Source organism: Alcaligenes sp. SMD-FA (assembly GCF_025960365.1).
Classification (GTDB): Bacteria; Pseudomonadota; Gammaproteobacteria; order Burkholderiales; family Burkholderiaceae_B; genus Alcaligenes; species Alcaligenes aquatilis.
On the sequence record NZ_CP110108.1, the window covers coordinates 1 to 17,251 of the forward strand.

Sequence of the window (17,251 nt, forward strand, 5' to 3'; positions counted from 1 at the left end):
ATGAATGAATTCTGGCAGTCCTGCGTTCAGAAATTGGAGCAGGAGCTTCCCCCACAACAAATAAGTGCGTGGATACGTCCACTGGTTCCCCTGGACTTCGACAGCGAGGCCGGGGTGTTGCGCGTTACTGCGCCCAATCGTTTCAAGCTCGATTGGGTTCGCAAGAATTTCGCCACTCGTATCGAGGAACTGGCTTCGGATTTCTACGAATGTCCCGTTACGGTTCAGTTCGAGCTGCCTTCGGCTAGCGCGGCGCCGCGTCGCGCCCTGGCCGATCGTGCCGCTCCTGTGCCTGCAGGCAGCCCGGCCGGTGATAATCTGGCCCCGCCTGTTGCCAACCCGGCCATGACGGCGGTGGTGGATGCGGTACAGGATCGCTCGCGACTGAACGCCGAACTGACTTTCGATAATTTCGTTACGGGTAAAGCCAACCAGTTGGCACGCGCGGCCGCTTTGCAGGTGGCCGAGAATCCCGGTGTCTCCTATAACCCACTGTTTCTGTATGGCGGCGTGGGTCTGGGCAAGACGCACCTGATTCATGCGATTGGCAATGCGCTGGTCGCTAATGGCAATGGTGTGCGGGTCCGTTACGTTCACGCCGACCAATACGTGTCGGACGTGGTCAAGGCTTATCAGCGCAAGGCGTTTGACGAGTTCAAGCGCTACTACCATTCGCTGGACTTGCTGCTGATTGACGATATTCAGTTTTTCGCTGGCAAGAACCGTACGCAAGAAGAGTTTTTCTACGCTTTTGAAGCGATGGTGGCCCAGCGCAAGCAGATCATCATCACCTCGGATACGTATCCCAAAGAGCTGGCCAATATTGATAGCCGCCTGATCTCGCGTTTTGACTCCGGTCTGACCGTGGCGATTGAGCCGCCCGAGCTGGAAATGCGTGTAGCAATCTTGCTGCGCAAAGCCCAGGCTGAAGGCATTGCCATGCCCGAAGAAGTGGCTTTCTTTATTGCCAAGCATCTGCGCAGCAACGTGCGCGAGCTTGAAGGGGCGCTGCGCAAGGTTTCGGCCTACGCGCGTTTCCATGGCCGCGACGTCCTGACGGTGGAAGTGTGCAAGGATGCCCTAAAAGATTTGCTGTCGGTCTCCAATGGGCAGATCACAGTGGAAAATATCCAGAAAACCGTGGCCGATTTTTATAAAATCAAGGTCGCGGATATGTACTCCAAGCGCCGCCCCGCCAATATCGCCATGCCGCGCCAGGTGGCCATGTATCTGGCCAAGGAACTGACCCAAAAGAGTTTGCCGGAAATTGGCGATCTTTTCGGTGGCAGGGACCACACTACGGTGCTGCACGCGGTGCGTAAAATCTCGGATGCACGCACCAAGCAAGCCGAACTGAATCACGCATTACACGTACTGGAACAAACTCTCAAAGGATGACCATGCAACTCGTTCAAGCTACCCGCGACGCATTGCTAAAGCCCTTATCCACAGTAGTTGGCATTGTGGAGCGCCGCCATACTTTGCCGATTCTGGCCAACATCCTGCTGCGTAAAAACGGCTCTGATGTCTCTTTCCTGGCAACCGACCTGGAAGTGCAGATCACCACCAATGCCGACTTTGGCGTGGGTGAGGACAATGCGGCCACCACGGTGGCGGCCCGCAAGCTGCTCGACATTCTGAAAGCCCTGCCCGACTTTGGTGATGTGCGCCTGGGCCTGGACAGCGGCAAGCTGACTATCCAGTCCGGCAAGAGCCGTTTTCAGTTGCAGACCTTGGATGCGGCGGATTTTCCAGTGCTGAACCTGCCCGAGCAATGGGACGTGTCGCTGAGCATGCCTCAGCGCACCTTGAAGCACCTGTTCAACACGGTGCACTTTGCCATGGCTCAGCAAGACATTCGTTACTACCTGAACGGCATGTTGCTGGTATTTGAACCCGGTCTTGTACGTACGGTTACCACCGACGGCCACCGCCTGGCTCATAATGCCACCGCAATTGATGGCGTGCAGGAGCGCCACGACATCATCGTGCCGCGCAAGACCGTGCTGGAAATGCAGCGTCTGCTGGGCGATACCGACGATCTGGTCAATATTGATGTGTCCAGCCGTCAGATCCGTTTCCGTTTTGGCGATGTGGAGCTGGTCTCCAAACTGGTTGAAGGCAAATTCCCCGACTTTGCGCGTGTGATTCCTTCCAACTACACCCGCCACTTTGATGTCAGCCGTGAAGTGTTGCAAGGCAGCCTGCAACGTGCTGCCATTTTGACCACGGACAAACTGCGTGGCGTGCGACTGCAACTGTCGCAAAACCAGCTCAAGATCTCCGCTTCCAATGCCGAGCAGGAAGAAGCTGTTGAAGAGCTGGATATCGATTACGAACACGAAAGTCTGGACGTTGGCTTTAACGTCAGCTACTTGCTCGATGTGTTGGCCAGCATCAAGGATGAAACAGTCCGCTGGTCTGTGCAGCCTGATGCCAACGCCTCTGTGTTGATGACGCTGCCCGAGCAAGAAGACTTCAAGTACGTGGTCATGCCGATGCGCATCTAATGCGGCATGTTCGACAGGTATGGCCCGCCGGGCCATACCGGCTTGAAGCAGACAGGCTATTACAAGGTTTTATGCTATGACCGATCAAACCACGACCGCCCAGCCAGCCGATTACGGCGCTGATTCCATCAAAATGCTCAAAGGCCTGGAGGCCGTGCGCAAGCGTCCAGGCATGTACATCGGGGACACCTCCGATGGCACCGGTCTGCACCATATGGTGTTCGAGGTGGTGGATAACGCGATTGATGAGGCCTTGGCCGGTCATTGCGACGATATCGTCGTCACCATCCACTCCGACAACAGCATTTCGGTGTGCGATAACGGCCGCGGTATTCCAACCGATATCCACAAAGATGACGAACACCAGCGCAGCGCCGCTGAAATCGTCATGACCGAACTGCACGCGGGCGGTAAGTTCGACCAGAACTCCTACAAGGTGTCTGGCGGCCTGCACGGTGTGGGTGTGTCTTGTGTGAACGCCCTGTCCGAATGGCTGTTGCTGACCATCTGGCGCAACGGCAATGAACACCAGGTCGAGTTTCGCCGTGGCGAGCGCACAGCTCCCCTGGCGGTAACAGGTCCGGCGGGCGAGCGCACGGGGACGTGCGTGCGTTACCTGGCCGACCTGGAGATTTTCAATAATATTGAATATCACCACGAAATTCTGGCCAAACGTCTGCGCGAGCTGTCCTTCCTGAATAACGGCGTGAAGATCCGTTTGGTTGACGAAATTCAGGGCAAGGAAGAGGACTTCGCCTTCCTGGGTGGCGTCAAAGGCTTTGTGGATTTCATCAACCGCAACAAGACTCCGCTGCACCCTAACGTGTTTAGCGTGGCGACCGAGTCCAGTGCCGGTGGCACACCGGTATCGGTTGAAGTGGCCATGCAGTGGAACGACAGCTACGCTGAAACCGTGCTGTGTTTCACCAACAATATTCCCCAGCGTGACGGTGGCTCCCACTTGACCGGTTTGCGTGCGGCCATGACCCGCGTGCTGAACAAGTACATCGCCGACAACGAACTGGCCAAGAAAGCCAAGGTCGACACCTCGGGTGATGACATGCGCGAAGGCCTGGTTTGCGTGCTGTCGGTGAAGGTGCCCGAGCCCAAGTTCAGCAGCCAGACCAAAGACAAGCTGGTGTCCAGCGAGGTGCGTCCAGCGGTTGAGGAAGCCGTGGGCCGTACCCTGGAAACCTGGTTGCTGGAGAACCCTATCGACGCCAAGGCGTTGTGCGGCAAGATTGTAGAAGCAGCCCGTGCGCGTGAAGCGGCTCGTAAAGCCCGCGAAATGACACGTCGAAAAAGCGTGCTGGAAGGCGCTGGCTTGCCGGGCAAGCTGGCTGATTGCCAGGAAAAAGACCCTGCCCTGTGCGAACTGTACATTGTGGAGGGTGACTCCGCAGGCGGCTCGGCCAAGCAAGGTCGAGACCGTAAGTTCCAGGCCATTTTGCCGTTGCGTGGCAAGGTGCTGAACGTAGAAAAAGCCCGTTTCGATCGTTTGATTTCCAGCGAGCAGATCACCACTCTGATTACTGCTCTGGGCACCAGCATCGGCCCGGATTTTGATATCGACAAATTGCGCTACCACCGCATCATCATCATGACTGACGCGGACGTGGATGGTGCTCACATTCGTACCCTGCTGCTGACACTGTTGTACCGTCAGATGCCCGAGCTGATCGAGCGCGGCTATGTCTACATCGCTCAGCCGCCGCTGTACAAGGTCAAGGTGGGTCGTGAAGAGCTTTACTTGAAGGACGACGCCGAGGAAGCCGAATTCATGCTGAAGCTGGCCCTGCGCGATGCGGTGTTGACCCCCTCCGAAGGCGGTGCGCCTATCACCGGCGAGGCTCTTTCTGATTACGCTCACCGCTACGTGAAGGCCAAGGGCGTGATTGAACGTCTGTCGCGTCATATGGACGGCGATGCCTTATCGGCGCTGGCCGAAGGCGTGAAGCTGAACCTGGATACGCAGGAAACGGCCGAACAAAGCGCCCAGGATCTGGAAAAAGTCCTGTTTGATGAAACCCTTCCTAACGTGGTTAAAGTTTTTGCTGCCTTCGATGAAGGCAGCCAAGCCTGGCGCGTAGTGGTGCAACGTTTGCACCACGGCAATATCCGCGTCACGGTGTTTGACCGCAACTTCATGCGCGGCGCTGATCACCAAACCCTGGCCCGTGCTGGCGAGATCTTTGCCGGTCTGATCGGTGATGGTGCCATGGTTGCCCGTGGTGAAGGCGAGAAGCGTCGTGAAACCCAGGTGGATGATTTCCGTGAAGTCATGCAATGGCTATTGACCGAAGCCGAGCGTGGCCTGAGCAAACAGCGCTACAAAGGTCTGGGTGAAATGAACCCCAGCCAGCTGTGGGAAACCACCATGGACCCCACCGTGCGCCGCCTGCTGCGCGTCCAGATCGCTGATGCGATCGATGCGGATCAAATCTTCACCACCTTGATGGGTGATCACGTTGAGCCACGTCGTGCCTTTATCGAATCCCATGCCTTGCAGGCGGGGAACCTGGATATTTAATTTATGTTGGTTTTAGGAATAGTTGGCCAAGTGTCGTGAGATAACTTGGCCACTGTTCTGGGTGTAAAAAAGCAGCCTCTTTTTAGTGGCTGCTTTTTTATGTGCATTGCGAATATGTACGTTTTTTGTATAAATTAATTGTTAGCGCTTGGTCGGGACCTACCTCTCATTTACTCAAGAATTTATATATTAGCGACTCGACCAATTGTCAGCTTGCGTTCGCGAGGAGGTCCGCAGAAAGATGAGTGTTCAAAAAAGTATTTAGACTCTCAGGGCAGTGGGTAAGCGCCGAGAGAGATTCTACGCATGCACCTAAAGGAAGGTCCAGACTAGGAGTTGCGCGTTTTAGGCCTGTTTTTTTGGCCTGCTCTTTGGAGCCAAGCTCTTGACTGAATTGTCGCAGGACTTTCCAGAACAACCAAAGTTCGTACTTTCCTCTTAAGTAAGTGCTAGGTGCCTTTCCATGCAAATGCTCGATGAAAATCTTCTTCAGGCTTTTCGCAGAGATGTTCTCCGCCTGTGCTATGTTGGTGGACTGCAGGAAATGTTTCCCCGCGCCCTTTTGGAAATGACATTTATTTCCATGCCAATCCAATCTGAATATCTTATCCAGCTGGGCATTGCTTAAATTCAAACTAATTGGTTTTCGTCCACCAATGCCACGGCCACACAATATTAAGCCTGTAAGAATCAAGCAACGTTTCCTGAATGTATTCAGGATACTTTTAAATCTAGATAGATACACTGTAAAACGTGCATCGTACTCGGATAGATGTAAACGCTGAGTCCAATAAGCTCGAAAAACAGACTCCACTACCAGATAGTTTTCTATAGAATATGTGCTTGTCTGATAAACGCTATTTAAATCATAAGTATCGTTGTTACCCATAATGTCGTTATGGTCTTTGTCGACAAAAAATAGTGAGCGGTTTGCTCCTCGACCATCCCTCTGGACCATTTTATATGCCTTCAAGACTTCTGCTCGTCCACTACATATAAAGAGCTTGGTTTCCCGTGTCCCGAGATGAGGTTTTATATGAATCATATAGAAAGAAGGGTCCTCATTTCCTTCAAAGAACAGAAAATGGGTATTTATGGATTCTCTTGCAAAATTCATAACATATTCATGAAACGCGACGTTCCCGTCTCCCATCTCTTTTTCGAGCTTTTTTAGATAATCCATGCCGATTTTTATACGTCGTATTTTTTAATTAAACGCCCCAGGTCGACAGCATACTCACTCAATTCATTAGAGTAGATAAATGGTGAGTGCGTGACGGCGATGAGCAAACTACAGTTTTCGGTCCGAGCGATATCAGGCAGTAGCGTTTTTTGCCATGGTACGGATAGAGATAGTTCAGGTTCGTCAATCAGAACTATCTGCGAGCTCTCTTTGCTAAGGTACAAATGAGTGAATAATGAAACGACTTGCTTTTCCCCAGAAGACAGCATGCGCCATTCAAGTGGTGATTTATCGTCTCCCTTGATGTTCACAGAGTAATCTTTGTCGTTATACTCTAGACATTTACTTTCCAAATAGTTGTTGCATGTAGTTACCAGCTCACGAATATTTTCTTCGCCTTGATAGAGTTCTTGATAGATTTCTAAAAGTCGTCCAAAAAAATAAGTTAAGTAGCTATCTCGAACATCCACGTTGTCGCTATTATTTTTGACGCGGAGAATGGCAGCTTCTATCTCGCGCTTGTCTTGAGCACTAAGGGTATTTTCGTCAACACGCTCCAAAACTATCGGTATAAGCTCTTTAGGAATGACTTGTAAGTTGTCTTTTGAAATTATTCCCGCACGATTTCGGATAATGTCTTGTAAGTAGCTGCTTGTTAAACCTGTTAGTTGCGCGCGAGTTCGTCGCTGGATTAAATCTAGTTCTTCTTGAATTTTAGTTTCCACGTCTTGCATACCGAATTGAACAAGCTCAACGTGCCCTTTAGTTCTAGTTTGCATAGCTGTTTCAGCTGCGGAAGTGAGATTGCGAAGCTCACGCTCGTCGGCATTGGGGAATACAGATTTAATATCTTGTTCGATACGCCGAAAAGTCGGTAAATAAATAACTTTATTTCGACCGTTTGCTTTAGTGAGAGCAGATAACTCTGCAATTACGGAAGATTCTTGCGTTTCAGAGAATAGGTCTGGCGTTGTGATTTTAGAAACACCGTCTGACATTCTATGGAGTAGGTGTAGGGGAATACCCGTTTCGCGGGAAATTAAGCGACCTATATTTTCTCTCTGTATGTCACTAGAGGAGGCGAAATCAGGGTAAAGCGGATGCTGGAACATCTCTTGTACCAGCTTAGGTGGAAAGGGTGACCTAGATGAATATCTTTGAACCTGACGTAGGCGAATTTCTGTTGCTCGAGCATTTCTTTGAATATCAACCTTATGCAGAATTATGGGTTGATTATTAATAGTTACCTCTATCGCAGAGAATTCGTATTCAAGAAGTCTGTTCCACTGGTCCGTGAGTGTGAAGTAAATAAAATTAACAACTGTCGTTTTTCCCAATCCATTAACGCCGATAAGTATTAACTTGTTGTCAAAAATTGGAATATCAATATCGAGTTTTCCATGTAATCCAAAAATTGCGAATCGGGAAAGGACAATACTCATTTTATTTTAAAGCTCTTAAATGTTAGCCATGTTTATTGGGATTCGAGATGTTCAGTCGTTAAGTATCTAAGGCTATGACAAATATAATGTAACAAAAGCTCTATGTTCTTACCATTGGAGTTTGTGTTCGTTGACATTACGTTCATTTGCTGTATGCCTATAAAAGCCTCCTTCGGGTTAGATGCAGTGACTGTCTTGCATCATGACCAAAGAAGACGTGACCTGATGGAGGTAGGCGAAGAACTGCTTGCCAATTTCGTGATTGTTGGATATCTTAAATATTAAGTAGTTTAAGTAGGTAATTGATTTTACTGAATATTTTCACAGTGTTTTCCCGCTGTTCTGGGAGGTTGCCCTATTTATGAGAGGGTACTGAACAGGGCGGGAGGGAAAAAATGCTGTCGAAATACGTCGTTGAGGTAGTCGATTTCTGTGCTTGTGCTATGCAGCAAGTGCCGATAGTTGCACGGTGCTGTGGGTATCGTCTGTGCCTTGTATTTGCTACTCCCCCGCCCCGCCTACGCTTATCTAAGCTGGCTCAGATAACGCATCCAAATTCGCTGTTTCAAAAATCTCCCGTTAAAAAAGCGACCTTTTTCACTATACGTGCCTCGAGTCATATTTTTATCGAGGTTAGTGTGTCGTATTCGTGTGGGAAAACTCCCGTCGTAGGGAATAAATCAGAGCACAATGTAAATGCCATGGGAGGCACCCATGGTGAATAAGCTACATATAGACCCATTGGGCGCTACGCGTCAGCTGGGCAAGCGCGGTGCACTGAAGCAAGCAACCTTTCTTCAGCTCAAGAAGAACGCTGAGCTGTTATCAGTAGAAAGTCCTTTTGAGGTTCTGTTGGCTAAGCTGGCAGACCTGTCTAATGCCGTCATACAGATTGATTACCAGCCGTTCACGGTAGATGTCGTGAACGAGCGGATGCTGCTCAATCACGCTCAGTTGCAGGCCCACCGCCAGAAACTTAAAGACTCAGGGATGAGCGGTGTGTTCTATACGCCGGATTTGCGCTTTCGGTGGCGAACGCCGAAGGGCAATGTTGATGAGGTGATAGAAGCCAAAGATGTGAATTGGGTGCCCTCGCTAGGGGATGAGTACACCGAGAAGTTGCTACACACGCGTGCTCTACTGGCGCAGCGTGGTATTCAGTTTGGCTTATATGCGGCAGGCGTCACAGAGCTATATCTGTGGGCTCTGGTGTCGAACGTGAACAAGCTTCACGCACTGATGCTGCGCCGTAAAGATGCGATGAACGCACTAAGCCCTGATTACCAGCAGTATCTCGAGCACCGAGATGCGTTGTTAGCGTGTGTGAAAGCAGAGCCTGCCGTCAGCCTTGCACGACTGGCTAAGCGTTTTGAGATGACGCTTTGGGCGACCTGGCATTTGCTGATTGATGAGCTAGTGAGTGTTGACCTGTGGTGTGCTCCGTTGGGGCCTCAAACTACGGTGGTGGACGCGGGTAATGCACCAGAGGAGCCTGCGCTGTTTAGGCGCTCTATGCTTGCCATGAGAAACACCTCCAGGGAGGTGTTATGCCAGGGCGCCTGACTGAGCTTAAAGAGGGGCAAGTTTTCGTACGGGGCGATGAGCGATTGTTCGTCGTTACGGTTAACTGCGCTCCGACTCAAATTTAGCTACAGAACCCTTGTTCTGAACGGCGTGAGCTTGTGTGGTAGTCCCCCTCAAAAGGATGCTTCCTAGCTTGTCTTCTGAGTCCATTTCATTGTTAAGATGGGCGCAACTTTAAAGATAGAACACGATTCAATAACTATTTGTGTGGAAATGGAATGCGACTGGACAAGTTTCTTGGTGAGAGTACGGATCTGAGTCGCTCAGACGCGCGTAAAGTGCTTAAAAGCGGGGAAATCACGGTTAACGGCGAGGTGGTGACCAAGGGCACCCACGTTATACAAGAGGGCGATGTGGTGTGCTGGGACGACGAGCCGCTTGCCCTGATTGGACTGCGTTATATCATGCTCAATAAGCCCGCTGGTTACGAATGCAGCCTTAAAAATAGCGCCTACCCGTCCGTGATGATGCTGATCGATGTAGACAAGCGTGAGCGTTTGCATACCGTCGGTCGATTGGATGTGGATACCACCGGTTTGATTTTGATTACGGATGATGGCCAGTGGACGCATCGGATTATCTCGCCCCGCCATCAGTGCGATAAGGTCTACGTAGCGACCTTGGCAGAGCCTTTGCCTGACAATGCAGAAGAATTGTTCAAGGCCGGTATCTTGTTAAATGGCGAGGATAAGCCCACGCTGCCAGCCGTGCTGGAACGCATTGATGAACGTACCGCAAGGCTGACTATTCAGGAAGGGAAATACCATCAGGTCAAACGTATGTTTGCTTCCCTGGGAAACCTGGTTCAGACCTTGCATCGTGAGCGCATTGGCTCTCTTTCTTTGGACGCCAGTCTGGAGCCAGGTGAGTCGCGTTATTTGACCCCTGCCGAGGTGCGGCAGTTTGTAGAAGAGGGTTAACGCTCTCCTGGCCTTTGGTTCTTGCTGTGGCAAGCCAAAGACGTATCAAATCCAGAGCTTTGATGCCTGAGTTCTGGGAGACCAGTCATGAAAAAGCGCTCAAACATACCTTGTTTGAGCGCTTTTTTGTACCTGCATCAATCGTCAAAGGGGATGGTGGCGCGGTGTCCTGGTTTATTTCAGCGTCTTGCGCATGATGTCGGATGCTCAACCTGCCTTGAATACGGAATTGATGACACCTCCGGAAAGCCTCGCTCTGCTTGCCCATAGCGGCCCCATCCTCTCAACGCTTGGAGCTATTGACCCTGTTAGACTATGGGTTTGAAGCGTCACGGGCCATTGCTCTAGCTTTTGACAAGCTAATTTTCATAAGAAATTGATGACTAAGATCACTATCTTGCATCTTCAGACGCTGTGCCGTATTGCCCAGCAGGGCAGTTTTCAGGCGGCAGCCGATTATATGCACACCACTCAACCTACGGTCTCGGCGCGTATGCGCGAGTTCGAAGACCGTATAGGTTTTCCTGTGTTTCATAAGCGTGGACGTAGGATGGATCTCACAACACAAGGGCGTGAGCTTGTTCAGCAGATTAAACCCTTGTTGGCTGCCATTGATGACGTCATTTATTCGCTCGATGATGCATCGCATGCATCCGGCTTGATCTGTGTGGGTATTGCCGGCTTGATAGGGCAAACGTGGTTTTCAACGTTCATTAAGACGGCGAGAGCCACGATGCCACAGCTTAGCTTTGAAGTAGAGGTCGGACAGACCTCATTAAGCGTCAGCAAACTAGAGAACGGGCAGTTGGATTTGGTCTTTCTGGCTACTCACTCCCTACACACGGATCATCGGTTTCATGTCGAGCCGATCGGTGTTGCCGATGTGTTGCTGGTAGGAGCGCCTGGCCTTGTGGGGCGAAATGGTAAACAGTCCGACCAAAATTGGCTACAGATTCTACAAAGTCAGCCTGTATGGTCGCTTTCAAAAGAGTCGCCATTGCATCCGGTCTTGATGCAGCTCATCAAAGACCATAATCTGAAAGTGAAGGTCGATATTTGCAGCAGCATACTGACCTTGAAGGAATTGATCTGCAGAGGGACGGGCGTCGGACTCATGACCGCCCCTCTTATTGAGTCTGAGCTGGAGCGCGGCGAATTAGTAGTACTAAAAGATGCTCCTGCTTTTGCGCCTATTCCGTTTAATGCGGCTTGGGGCATGGATCAAAGCCAGACGGTCATTCGCAAATTGGTGGATATTGCCAAGACAATTTCCACCTTTCGTTAAGTCGGTCTTGACGCCATCCCGCCCACAGGCGTTTGCATCGGATATCAAGACCGACCCTTGTTTATTCCGGCTTGATACCTGCGTCGCGTAACAACTGACGCCAGCGAGCGATGTCATCTGTCAGCAGTTTACGTGAGCCCGCCAGGGAGCGATGACTTTCGCTGGGCACGGTCAATCCCATTTTCTGATATCGCGCCATCAAGTCGGGTTGAGCCAGTACATGGTTAAGGGCGACGTTCAGTTTCTGGGTGATTTCTTCTGGTACGCCCTTTTTGACCACCACCATATTCCAGATGGTGTAGTTCAGATTCTTATAGCTAGATTCGCCAGCCGAAGGCACGTCAGGCAAAACCGACACCCGTTCTGGACTGAGCACGGCCAGCCCCTTTACCTTACCCGAGGCAATCGACGACACTGCGGTACTGCTGCTTTCCACCGTGTAGTCAATGTGGCCGGCCATCACATCTGCCGTCGCTTGCGCCGCACCGCGATAATGGACAGCCCCCACATTAATACCCAATGTTGCGTTCAGTAAGACTGCCCCTAAAAAGGCACCCGACCCGACGCCCGCATCCCCGAAATTCATGGATGCGGCATTGGCTTTCGCGTAAGCGGCAAAGCTATCCAAATCCTTGGCAGGGAAATCAATACGTGCCGACAAAATCTGTGGGGCATCACCAACTGAAGCAATTGGAGTGAAATCCTCCAGGTTGTTGTATGGCAAATCCTTGTAAACGGACGCATTCGCCGCCAATGTGCCAACGTTACCCAACAATAATGTATAACCATCGGGTGCGGCCCTGACTAGTTTAGACTGGCCAATAATGCCGCCTGCGCCGGGAGTGTTTTCCACTACCACGGCTTGTTTGAGCTCTTTAGCCAAGCCTTCGCCGATCGCACGCGCCAACACATCGGTCGGCCCGCCTGCGGTATACGGAACGATCAAACTGATCGGTCGCTCTGGATAGGTACCCGCTTGTACGCTGCCTCCCAAGATCACGCCGAATATGGCCGTACACACACGGCTGGTCAGGTTGCAACGCCGTTTGATAATAGGTTTTGGTTGCATGGTTTTATCTCCTCTTTATTAGAAATTTTTTTCTCAACACCAACGAGTTACTTAGGATGACGCAGCGAGAATGTCACTACTTTCTCGTCAGTCATGTCCCGCACTGCATACTTCGGCCCTTCGAAACCGTAGCCGCTATCCTTGACACCGCCATAGGGCATACCATCGTTACGAGAGCTGGACGTTTCATTAATGTGCAGACCGCCCACTTGCAAATGACGAGCCAGATGAAAGGCCGTATTGACATCGTTCGTAAACACGCCTGCCGCAAGGCCATAAGGGGTGGAGTTGATTCCTTCGATCACTTCTGCGACTGTCTCAAAAGGCAAGAGTGTGACGACTGGCGCAAAAATTTCCTGGTCAAATACGCTCATGCCTGAATGCACGTTAGACAGAATCGTGGGTGCCAACACAGACTTGTCGCGCTGCCCTCCTGCAACGAGCTGCGCTCCCATATTGACCGCCTCCTTGATCCACGATTCAGCGCGTATCGCTTCTTGTTCGGTGATCATCGGGCCCACATCGGTGTCGCCCAATCGTGGATCCCCACTTTTGAGAGCGCGAACCGCGTTCTCAAAACTTGCCGTTACCTCAGCGACACGTGATTGCGCCACGTATAAGCGCTGAATAGATGTGCATACTTGGCCTGCCTTTCGGAACGTTGCACGCAGAATGCGGGGCAGTGCAAACTCGAGATCCGCATCGTCGCAGATGATTGTGCAAGCAATACTTCCCAACTCTAACTGCGTACGGCGTCGGCCTGCCTTTTGCTGGATGAGGCGGCCCACACGTGTGCTGCCCGTAAAGGTATAGAAGTTGATATCTTGCTCGTCTAATAGCCACTCGCCAGCCTGTGCGCCTTCTCCGTGTACCAGCGATAACAATTCCGCCGGCCAACCGGCTTCCAGCAAGACGTCGCAAATTAGGCTGGCCGTCAATGGGGTGTACCCTGAAGGCTTGATAATGACAGCGTTGCCAGCAGCGATCGCGGGGGCGACTTTATGCAACAACGCGTTGAAAGGCGCGTTAAATGGCGTAATGGCACACACGATTCCGACAGGGGTACGCAGCGTAAAGGCGAGACGGTCCTTTTGACCTGGATTGCCATCCATAGGGATCATTTCACCGCAAATCCGCTTGGCCTCTTCTGCCGAGATTTCCAGCGTATCCAACCCCCGAGCGATCTCATTGGATGCTTCACTCACGGTGAAGCCGGCCTCCAGGGTCATCACGTCGATAAATTGCTGCTTTCTCGCCGTAATCAGCTCTACCGCTTTACGCAAAATGCGCGAACGTTCATAGCCATCAGGTGCTTTCTTTAGGTTAAGCCGTGCTGCGATCACGGCTTGCCGGATATGCTCTTGCGAAGTTTGATCGATCTGCGCGATGGCTTTACCGGTATAGCGGTTGTGGACCGTAAAGGTCGCGCCGCTGTTCACACGGACACCGGCGATTAAACTCAATGAAGAAACGTTAACAAGTGCGTCGGGAAAATCTGTGGGCATCGTGGTACCTCCAAGAATAGTGTGCTTTACTGTGCTGAAATCATGTCAGCGGCTTTTTCGCCTATCATCAAACTGGCTGCCAAGGTGTTAGCAGAAGGGACTTGCGGCATGATCGACGCATCCGCAATGCGCAGATTTTCCATACCGTGGACGCGTAGTTGGGCATCCACAACAGCCATGGGATCGTCCTGGCGTCCCATTTTGCATGTGCCTACCATGTGATAGCCGGTCGTGCCTTTTTGACGTGCGTAGTCGAGCCATTCGTCATCTCGATGCACGTCTTTGCCCGGCTGCAATTCGTTGACCAAATAGGGGGCCATCGCCGTTGTTGTCATCAACTGCCGTGCAAGCTTGAGTGCTTCGACAAGGGTTCGCTGATCCAATTCATGTTCGAGGAAATTGGGCTGGATCAACGGTGCCTGCAGTGGGTCTTTAGACTGAATGTGTACATAGCCGCTGCTCTCTGGCCGTTGTTGGCGCGCCCCGGTACTCATGCCTGGCATATCGTCCAAGACATAGTTGCTGCCGGGCTTGTAGCTGGCTGGGGTAAACAAGATCTGAACATCGCCGCGCTGAGGGCTGAAACGTGTTTTCCAGAACACATGCACCATTGAGGGACTCAACCCCAAGATGCTGGGCTTGCCTGCAAACCATCTCACGATCTCTCTACCTAATCGCCACCCCTTGGACAGTTCGTTGAGCGTGAGCGCTGATTTGGCTCGCGAGATACTGCGAACGGTATAGTGATCACGAAAATTGGCGCCCACGCCGGCTAATGCATGTTTGACCTCAATACCATGCCCTGCCAACAGTTCGTGAGGTCCGACCCCCGACAGTTGTAATATTTTTGGTGAATTTACCGCTCCTGCGCTGAGGATAACTTCACGGTTGGCATAGAGCGTATGCGTTTGGCCATTACGCAGATATTTGACGCCAATGGCGCGTCGACCTTCAAATAAGATTTCCGAAACAGTGGCGTTCGTTTTAAGCTGCACCCGCCCACTTTTGAGTGCTGGACGTAAAAAAGCATCCGAACAATTGACACGTTTATTCTGGTAAATGTAGCGTTGGAAGTACCCTGTGCCGAGCTGCTCTGCACCGTTGTAATCCGTATTGCGCGGGATTCCGAACTCTTCACAACCTCGAATAAAGGCCTCACACAATGGTGAGCTCCAATCTGGGTTGGTAATAGGAAGCTCGCCCGTCAAGCCACGAAAATCAGGGTCGCATTCTCCCACCCGACGCTCCGAGCGTTTGAAATAAGAGAGAACATCGGCGTATCCCCAGCCAGAGTTTCCCAGTTTTTCCCAGTCATCGAAGTCTTCGCGTTGGCCACGTGAGTACACCAGTCCGTTAACGGAGCTTGACCCACCCACGACTCGCCCTTGCGGCATCGCAATGATGCGATTGTTCGTTGCCTGTGCAGGCTCCGTTTGGTAGTTCCAGGTGAACTTGCCGCTGTATAGCGTTTTGACGAAACCGACCGGGACGCGGATGAAAAAATTGTTGTCGTTTTGGCCGGCCTCCAACACGCAAATGCTGTTAGAGGTCTGTTCGCTTAGCCGTCTGGCGATAACCGATCCAGCCGGCCCGGAGCCGACAATTATGTAGTCTACGTACTCATTCATTTTGCCTACGCGATGCCTCTGTTCTTGCTTATTGCCAGTAGGTTAAGTCCGTAGATACATAAAAACAATCGACAATTTTTGATTGTTTATCATCAATAAAATTAATGTTTTTAGAGCTAAAACGTTCTCCATGAATCAACTTTCAATGAGGCTATCTGGGCCTGCATCCCAATAAGCAGGGATCGCATGGAGGTGTGCGTCCACTATTTGCGACGCAATTTTGACGGTCTTGCCGTATGGATAAGAACGGAGCCCTAGGTCGTCTGATTGGTACAGATCAGAGCAATCAATGAGTTCAAATACATTAAAAAAATAAATATATAAAAATATAAAAATATTGATTGTTTAAATGAATCAGGCGACTTAATCTTCGCAAAATGCAGGTTTCCGCCCTGTTGAGCTTGCGTTTGCCGTGCGAATTTTTCACGGTAACCATGCGGGCCAGAGCTGGCTTGCAACAGGTCTGGCAACGATAAGCAGACATTGACGGTCGAACCACGACCGCATCAATCCATATATGGAGACAACAATGCGTCATCACTCAAGGTTGAACCACTACTCATCCTCGCGCCGCCAACTGCTCGGACTGCTTGGGACAATCCCTCTCATCGCACACTTACCTGTTTCCTTTGCGAAATCTACCTGGGTCCCTAACAGGCCAGTCAGATTGATGGTTCCTTACACGCCGGGTGGTGGTGCGGACATTGTGGGACGCATTCTTGCCAAGGCCTTGCAAGGGATCTCCAGCCAACCCTGGGTTGTTGAGAACCGTCCTGGCGCAGCAGGCAATATCGCTGCCGATCTCATCTATGCCTCGAAACCCGACGGGCTGACGTATCAAATTACCAATCTTGATACGAGTGTGCTCAACACCTTTCTGTATCCAAGTCGTCGGCAAAAGATCGAAGCCGCTGTTCCGGTGGCCTCCATCGCTCGTATTGGTACGGTACTTATGGTTCGTGCGGGTTTACCCGTTCGTGATCTGGCCCAATTGGCGGCACTTGCCAAAACCCAGAGTCTCACCTATTCCTCATGGGGTATGGGTTGTAGCGCTCACCTGGGCGTATTGCTTTTGGAGCAGGAGATGAAGATCCCTGAAATGGTGCATGTTCCCTATCAAGGAGGCGGCAATGCCATGCAAGCCCTGCTAAAAGGCGAAGTGGATCTATTCCTGGCTCCCATGCCACTGGCTATGGCTCACCGCTCGGGATCGGTCACGGCACTAGGTTACGCCGCAGCACAGCGCAGCCAACTGTGGCCTGAATTGCCTACCCTTCAAGAGCAAGGCGGGCCTTCTGTTGATCTTGGCAATTGGTTCGCCGTATCCGCCCCCCCAGAGACATCACCGGCCGTGATCGAAGCAGTAAGCGATTTCATCCAAACAGCGTTGGCGGACCCTGCGATGCTCGACTCGTTAAAGGCCCAATCGATGGTGCCGTTTCTGGCCGACAACACCCAATTGGTGCGCTTCATTGCAGATGAGAAAACCCGTTGGGGGCAGGTCATCGCTAACGCAAAGCTCAATCTTGAATAGAGGCCCATGCCTTTACGGATAGTCGTTCGTTACCCACAATAAAGACAGAGAGTTATTTTCT

12 protein-coding genes are annotated in these 17,251 nt (G+C 51.3%); 7 read left to right on the top strand and 5 right to left on the bottom strand.

What is annotated here, in order from left to right:
- The 3 genes from dnaA to gyrB all read left to right on the top strand — a co-directional run bounded on the left by dnaA (position 1) and on the right by gyrB (position 5,040).
- Entirely contained in the window at positions 1-1,398 is a 1,398-nt protein-coding gene (gene dnaA, locus OKX01_RS00005; protein WP_094195116.1) for a chromosomal replication initiator protein DnaA, read from the top strand.
- Positions 1,399-1,400: 2 nt separating this feature from the next.
- Entirely contained in the window at positions 1,401-2,510 is a 1,110-nt protein-coding gene (gene dnaN, locus OKX01_RS00010) for a DNA polymerase III subunit beta (protein ID WP_162496888.1), read from the top strand.
- 76 nt (positions 2,511-2,586) lie between these two features.
- Positions 2,587-5,040: a DNA topoisomerase (ATP-hydrolyzing) subunit B gene (gene gyrB / locus OKX01_RS00015; protein WP_264672247.1), complete on the top strand. Its 2,454-nt coding sequence runs from the start codon at positions 2,587-2,589 to the stop codon at positions 5,038-5,040.
- Between the two features lie 208 nt (positions 5,041-5,248).
- On the opposite strand, the gene OKX01_RS00020 is transcribed toward gyrB, so the two are convergent.
- Entirely contained in the window at positions 5,249-6,223 is a 975-nt protein-coding gene (locus OKX01_RS00020) for a DUF4435 domain-containing protein (RefSeq protein WP_264672248.1), read from the bottom strand.
- 8 nt (positions 6,224-6,231) lie between these two features.
- Positions 6,232-7,665 (bottom strand): ATP-binding protein, encoded by a 1,434-nt coding sequence (locus tag OKX01_RS00025; RefSeq protein WP_264672249.1) that lies wholly within the window; start codon positions 7,663-7,665, stop codon positions 6,232-6,234.
- A 714-nt stretch (positions 7,666-8,379) separates the two neighbouring features.
- On the opposite strand from OKX01_RS00025, the gene OKX01_RS00030 reads away from it, so the two are divergent.
- The 3 genes from OKX01_RS00030 (at position 8,380) to OKX01_RS00040 (ending at position 11,454) form a co-directional block, all read left to right on the top strand.
- Positions 8,380-9,228 carry a hypothetical protein gene (locus OKX01_RS00030; RefSeq protein WP_264672250.1) on the top strand — a complete coding sequence of 283 codons (849 nt, stop codon included), beginning with the start codon at positions 8,380-8,382 and terminating at the stop codon, positions 9,226-9,228.
- Between the two features lie 239 nt (positions 9,229-9,467).
- Complete coding sequence (locus tag OKX01_RS00035) at positions 9,468-10,169, top strand: pseudouridine synthase (protein WP_094195119.1); 702 nt, start codon at positions 9,468-9,470, stop codon at positions 10,167-10,169.
- A 379-nt stretch (positions 10,170-10,548) separates the two neighbouring features.
- Entirely contained in the window at positions 10,549-11,454 is a 906-nt protein-coding gene (locus tag OKX01_RS00040; protein ID WP_264672251.1) for a LysR family transcriptional regulator, read from the top strand.
- A gap of 61 nt (positions 11,455-11,515) precedes the next feature.
- Here the strand turns inward: OKX01_RS00040 and OKX01_RS00045 are convergent, their stop codons facing one another.
- Genes OKX01_RS00045 through OKX01_RS00055 form a run of 3 tightly spaced genes read right to left on the bottom strand, consistent with a single transcriptional unit; the run spans position 11,516 to position 15,656 of the window.
- A complete protein-coding gene (locus tag OKX01_RS00045; RefSeq protein WP_094195121.1) occupies positions 11,516-12,523 on the bottom strand; it encodes a Bug family tripartite tricarboxylate transporter substrate binding protein in 1,008 nt (335 codons plus the stop codon).
- 47 nt (positions 12,524-12,570) lie between these two features.
- Positions 12,571-14,028 carry an aldehyde dehydrogenase family protein gene (locus OKX01_RS00050; RefSeq protein ID WP_264672252.1) on the bottom strand — a complete coding sequence of 486 codons (1,458 nt, stop codon included), beginning with the start codon at positions 14,026-14,028 and terminating at the stop codon, positions 12,571-12,573.
- Between the two features lie 26 nt (positions 14,029-14,054).
- Complete coding sequence (locus OKX01_RS00055; protein ID WP_094195123.1) at positions 14,055-15,656, bottom strand: GMC family oxidoreductase; 1,602 nt, start codon at positions 15,654-15,656, stop codon at positions 14,055-14,057.
- 670 nt (positions 15,657-16,326) lie between these two features.
- On the opposite strand from OKX01_RS00055, the gene OKX01_RS00060 reads away from it, so the two are divergent.
- On the top strand, positions 16,327-17,190 hold the full coding sequence (locus OKX01_RS00060) for a tripartite tricarboxylate transporter substrate binding protein (RefSeq protein ID WP_264672891.1): 864 nt from the start codon (positions 16,327-16,329) through the stop codon (positions 17,188-17,190).
- Positions 17,191-17,251 lie beyond the last annotated feature (61 nt).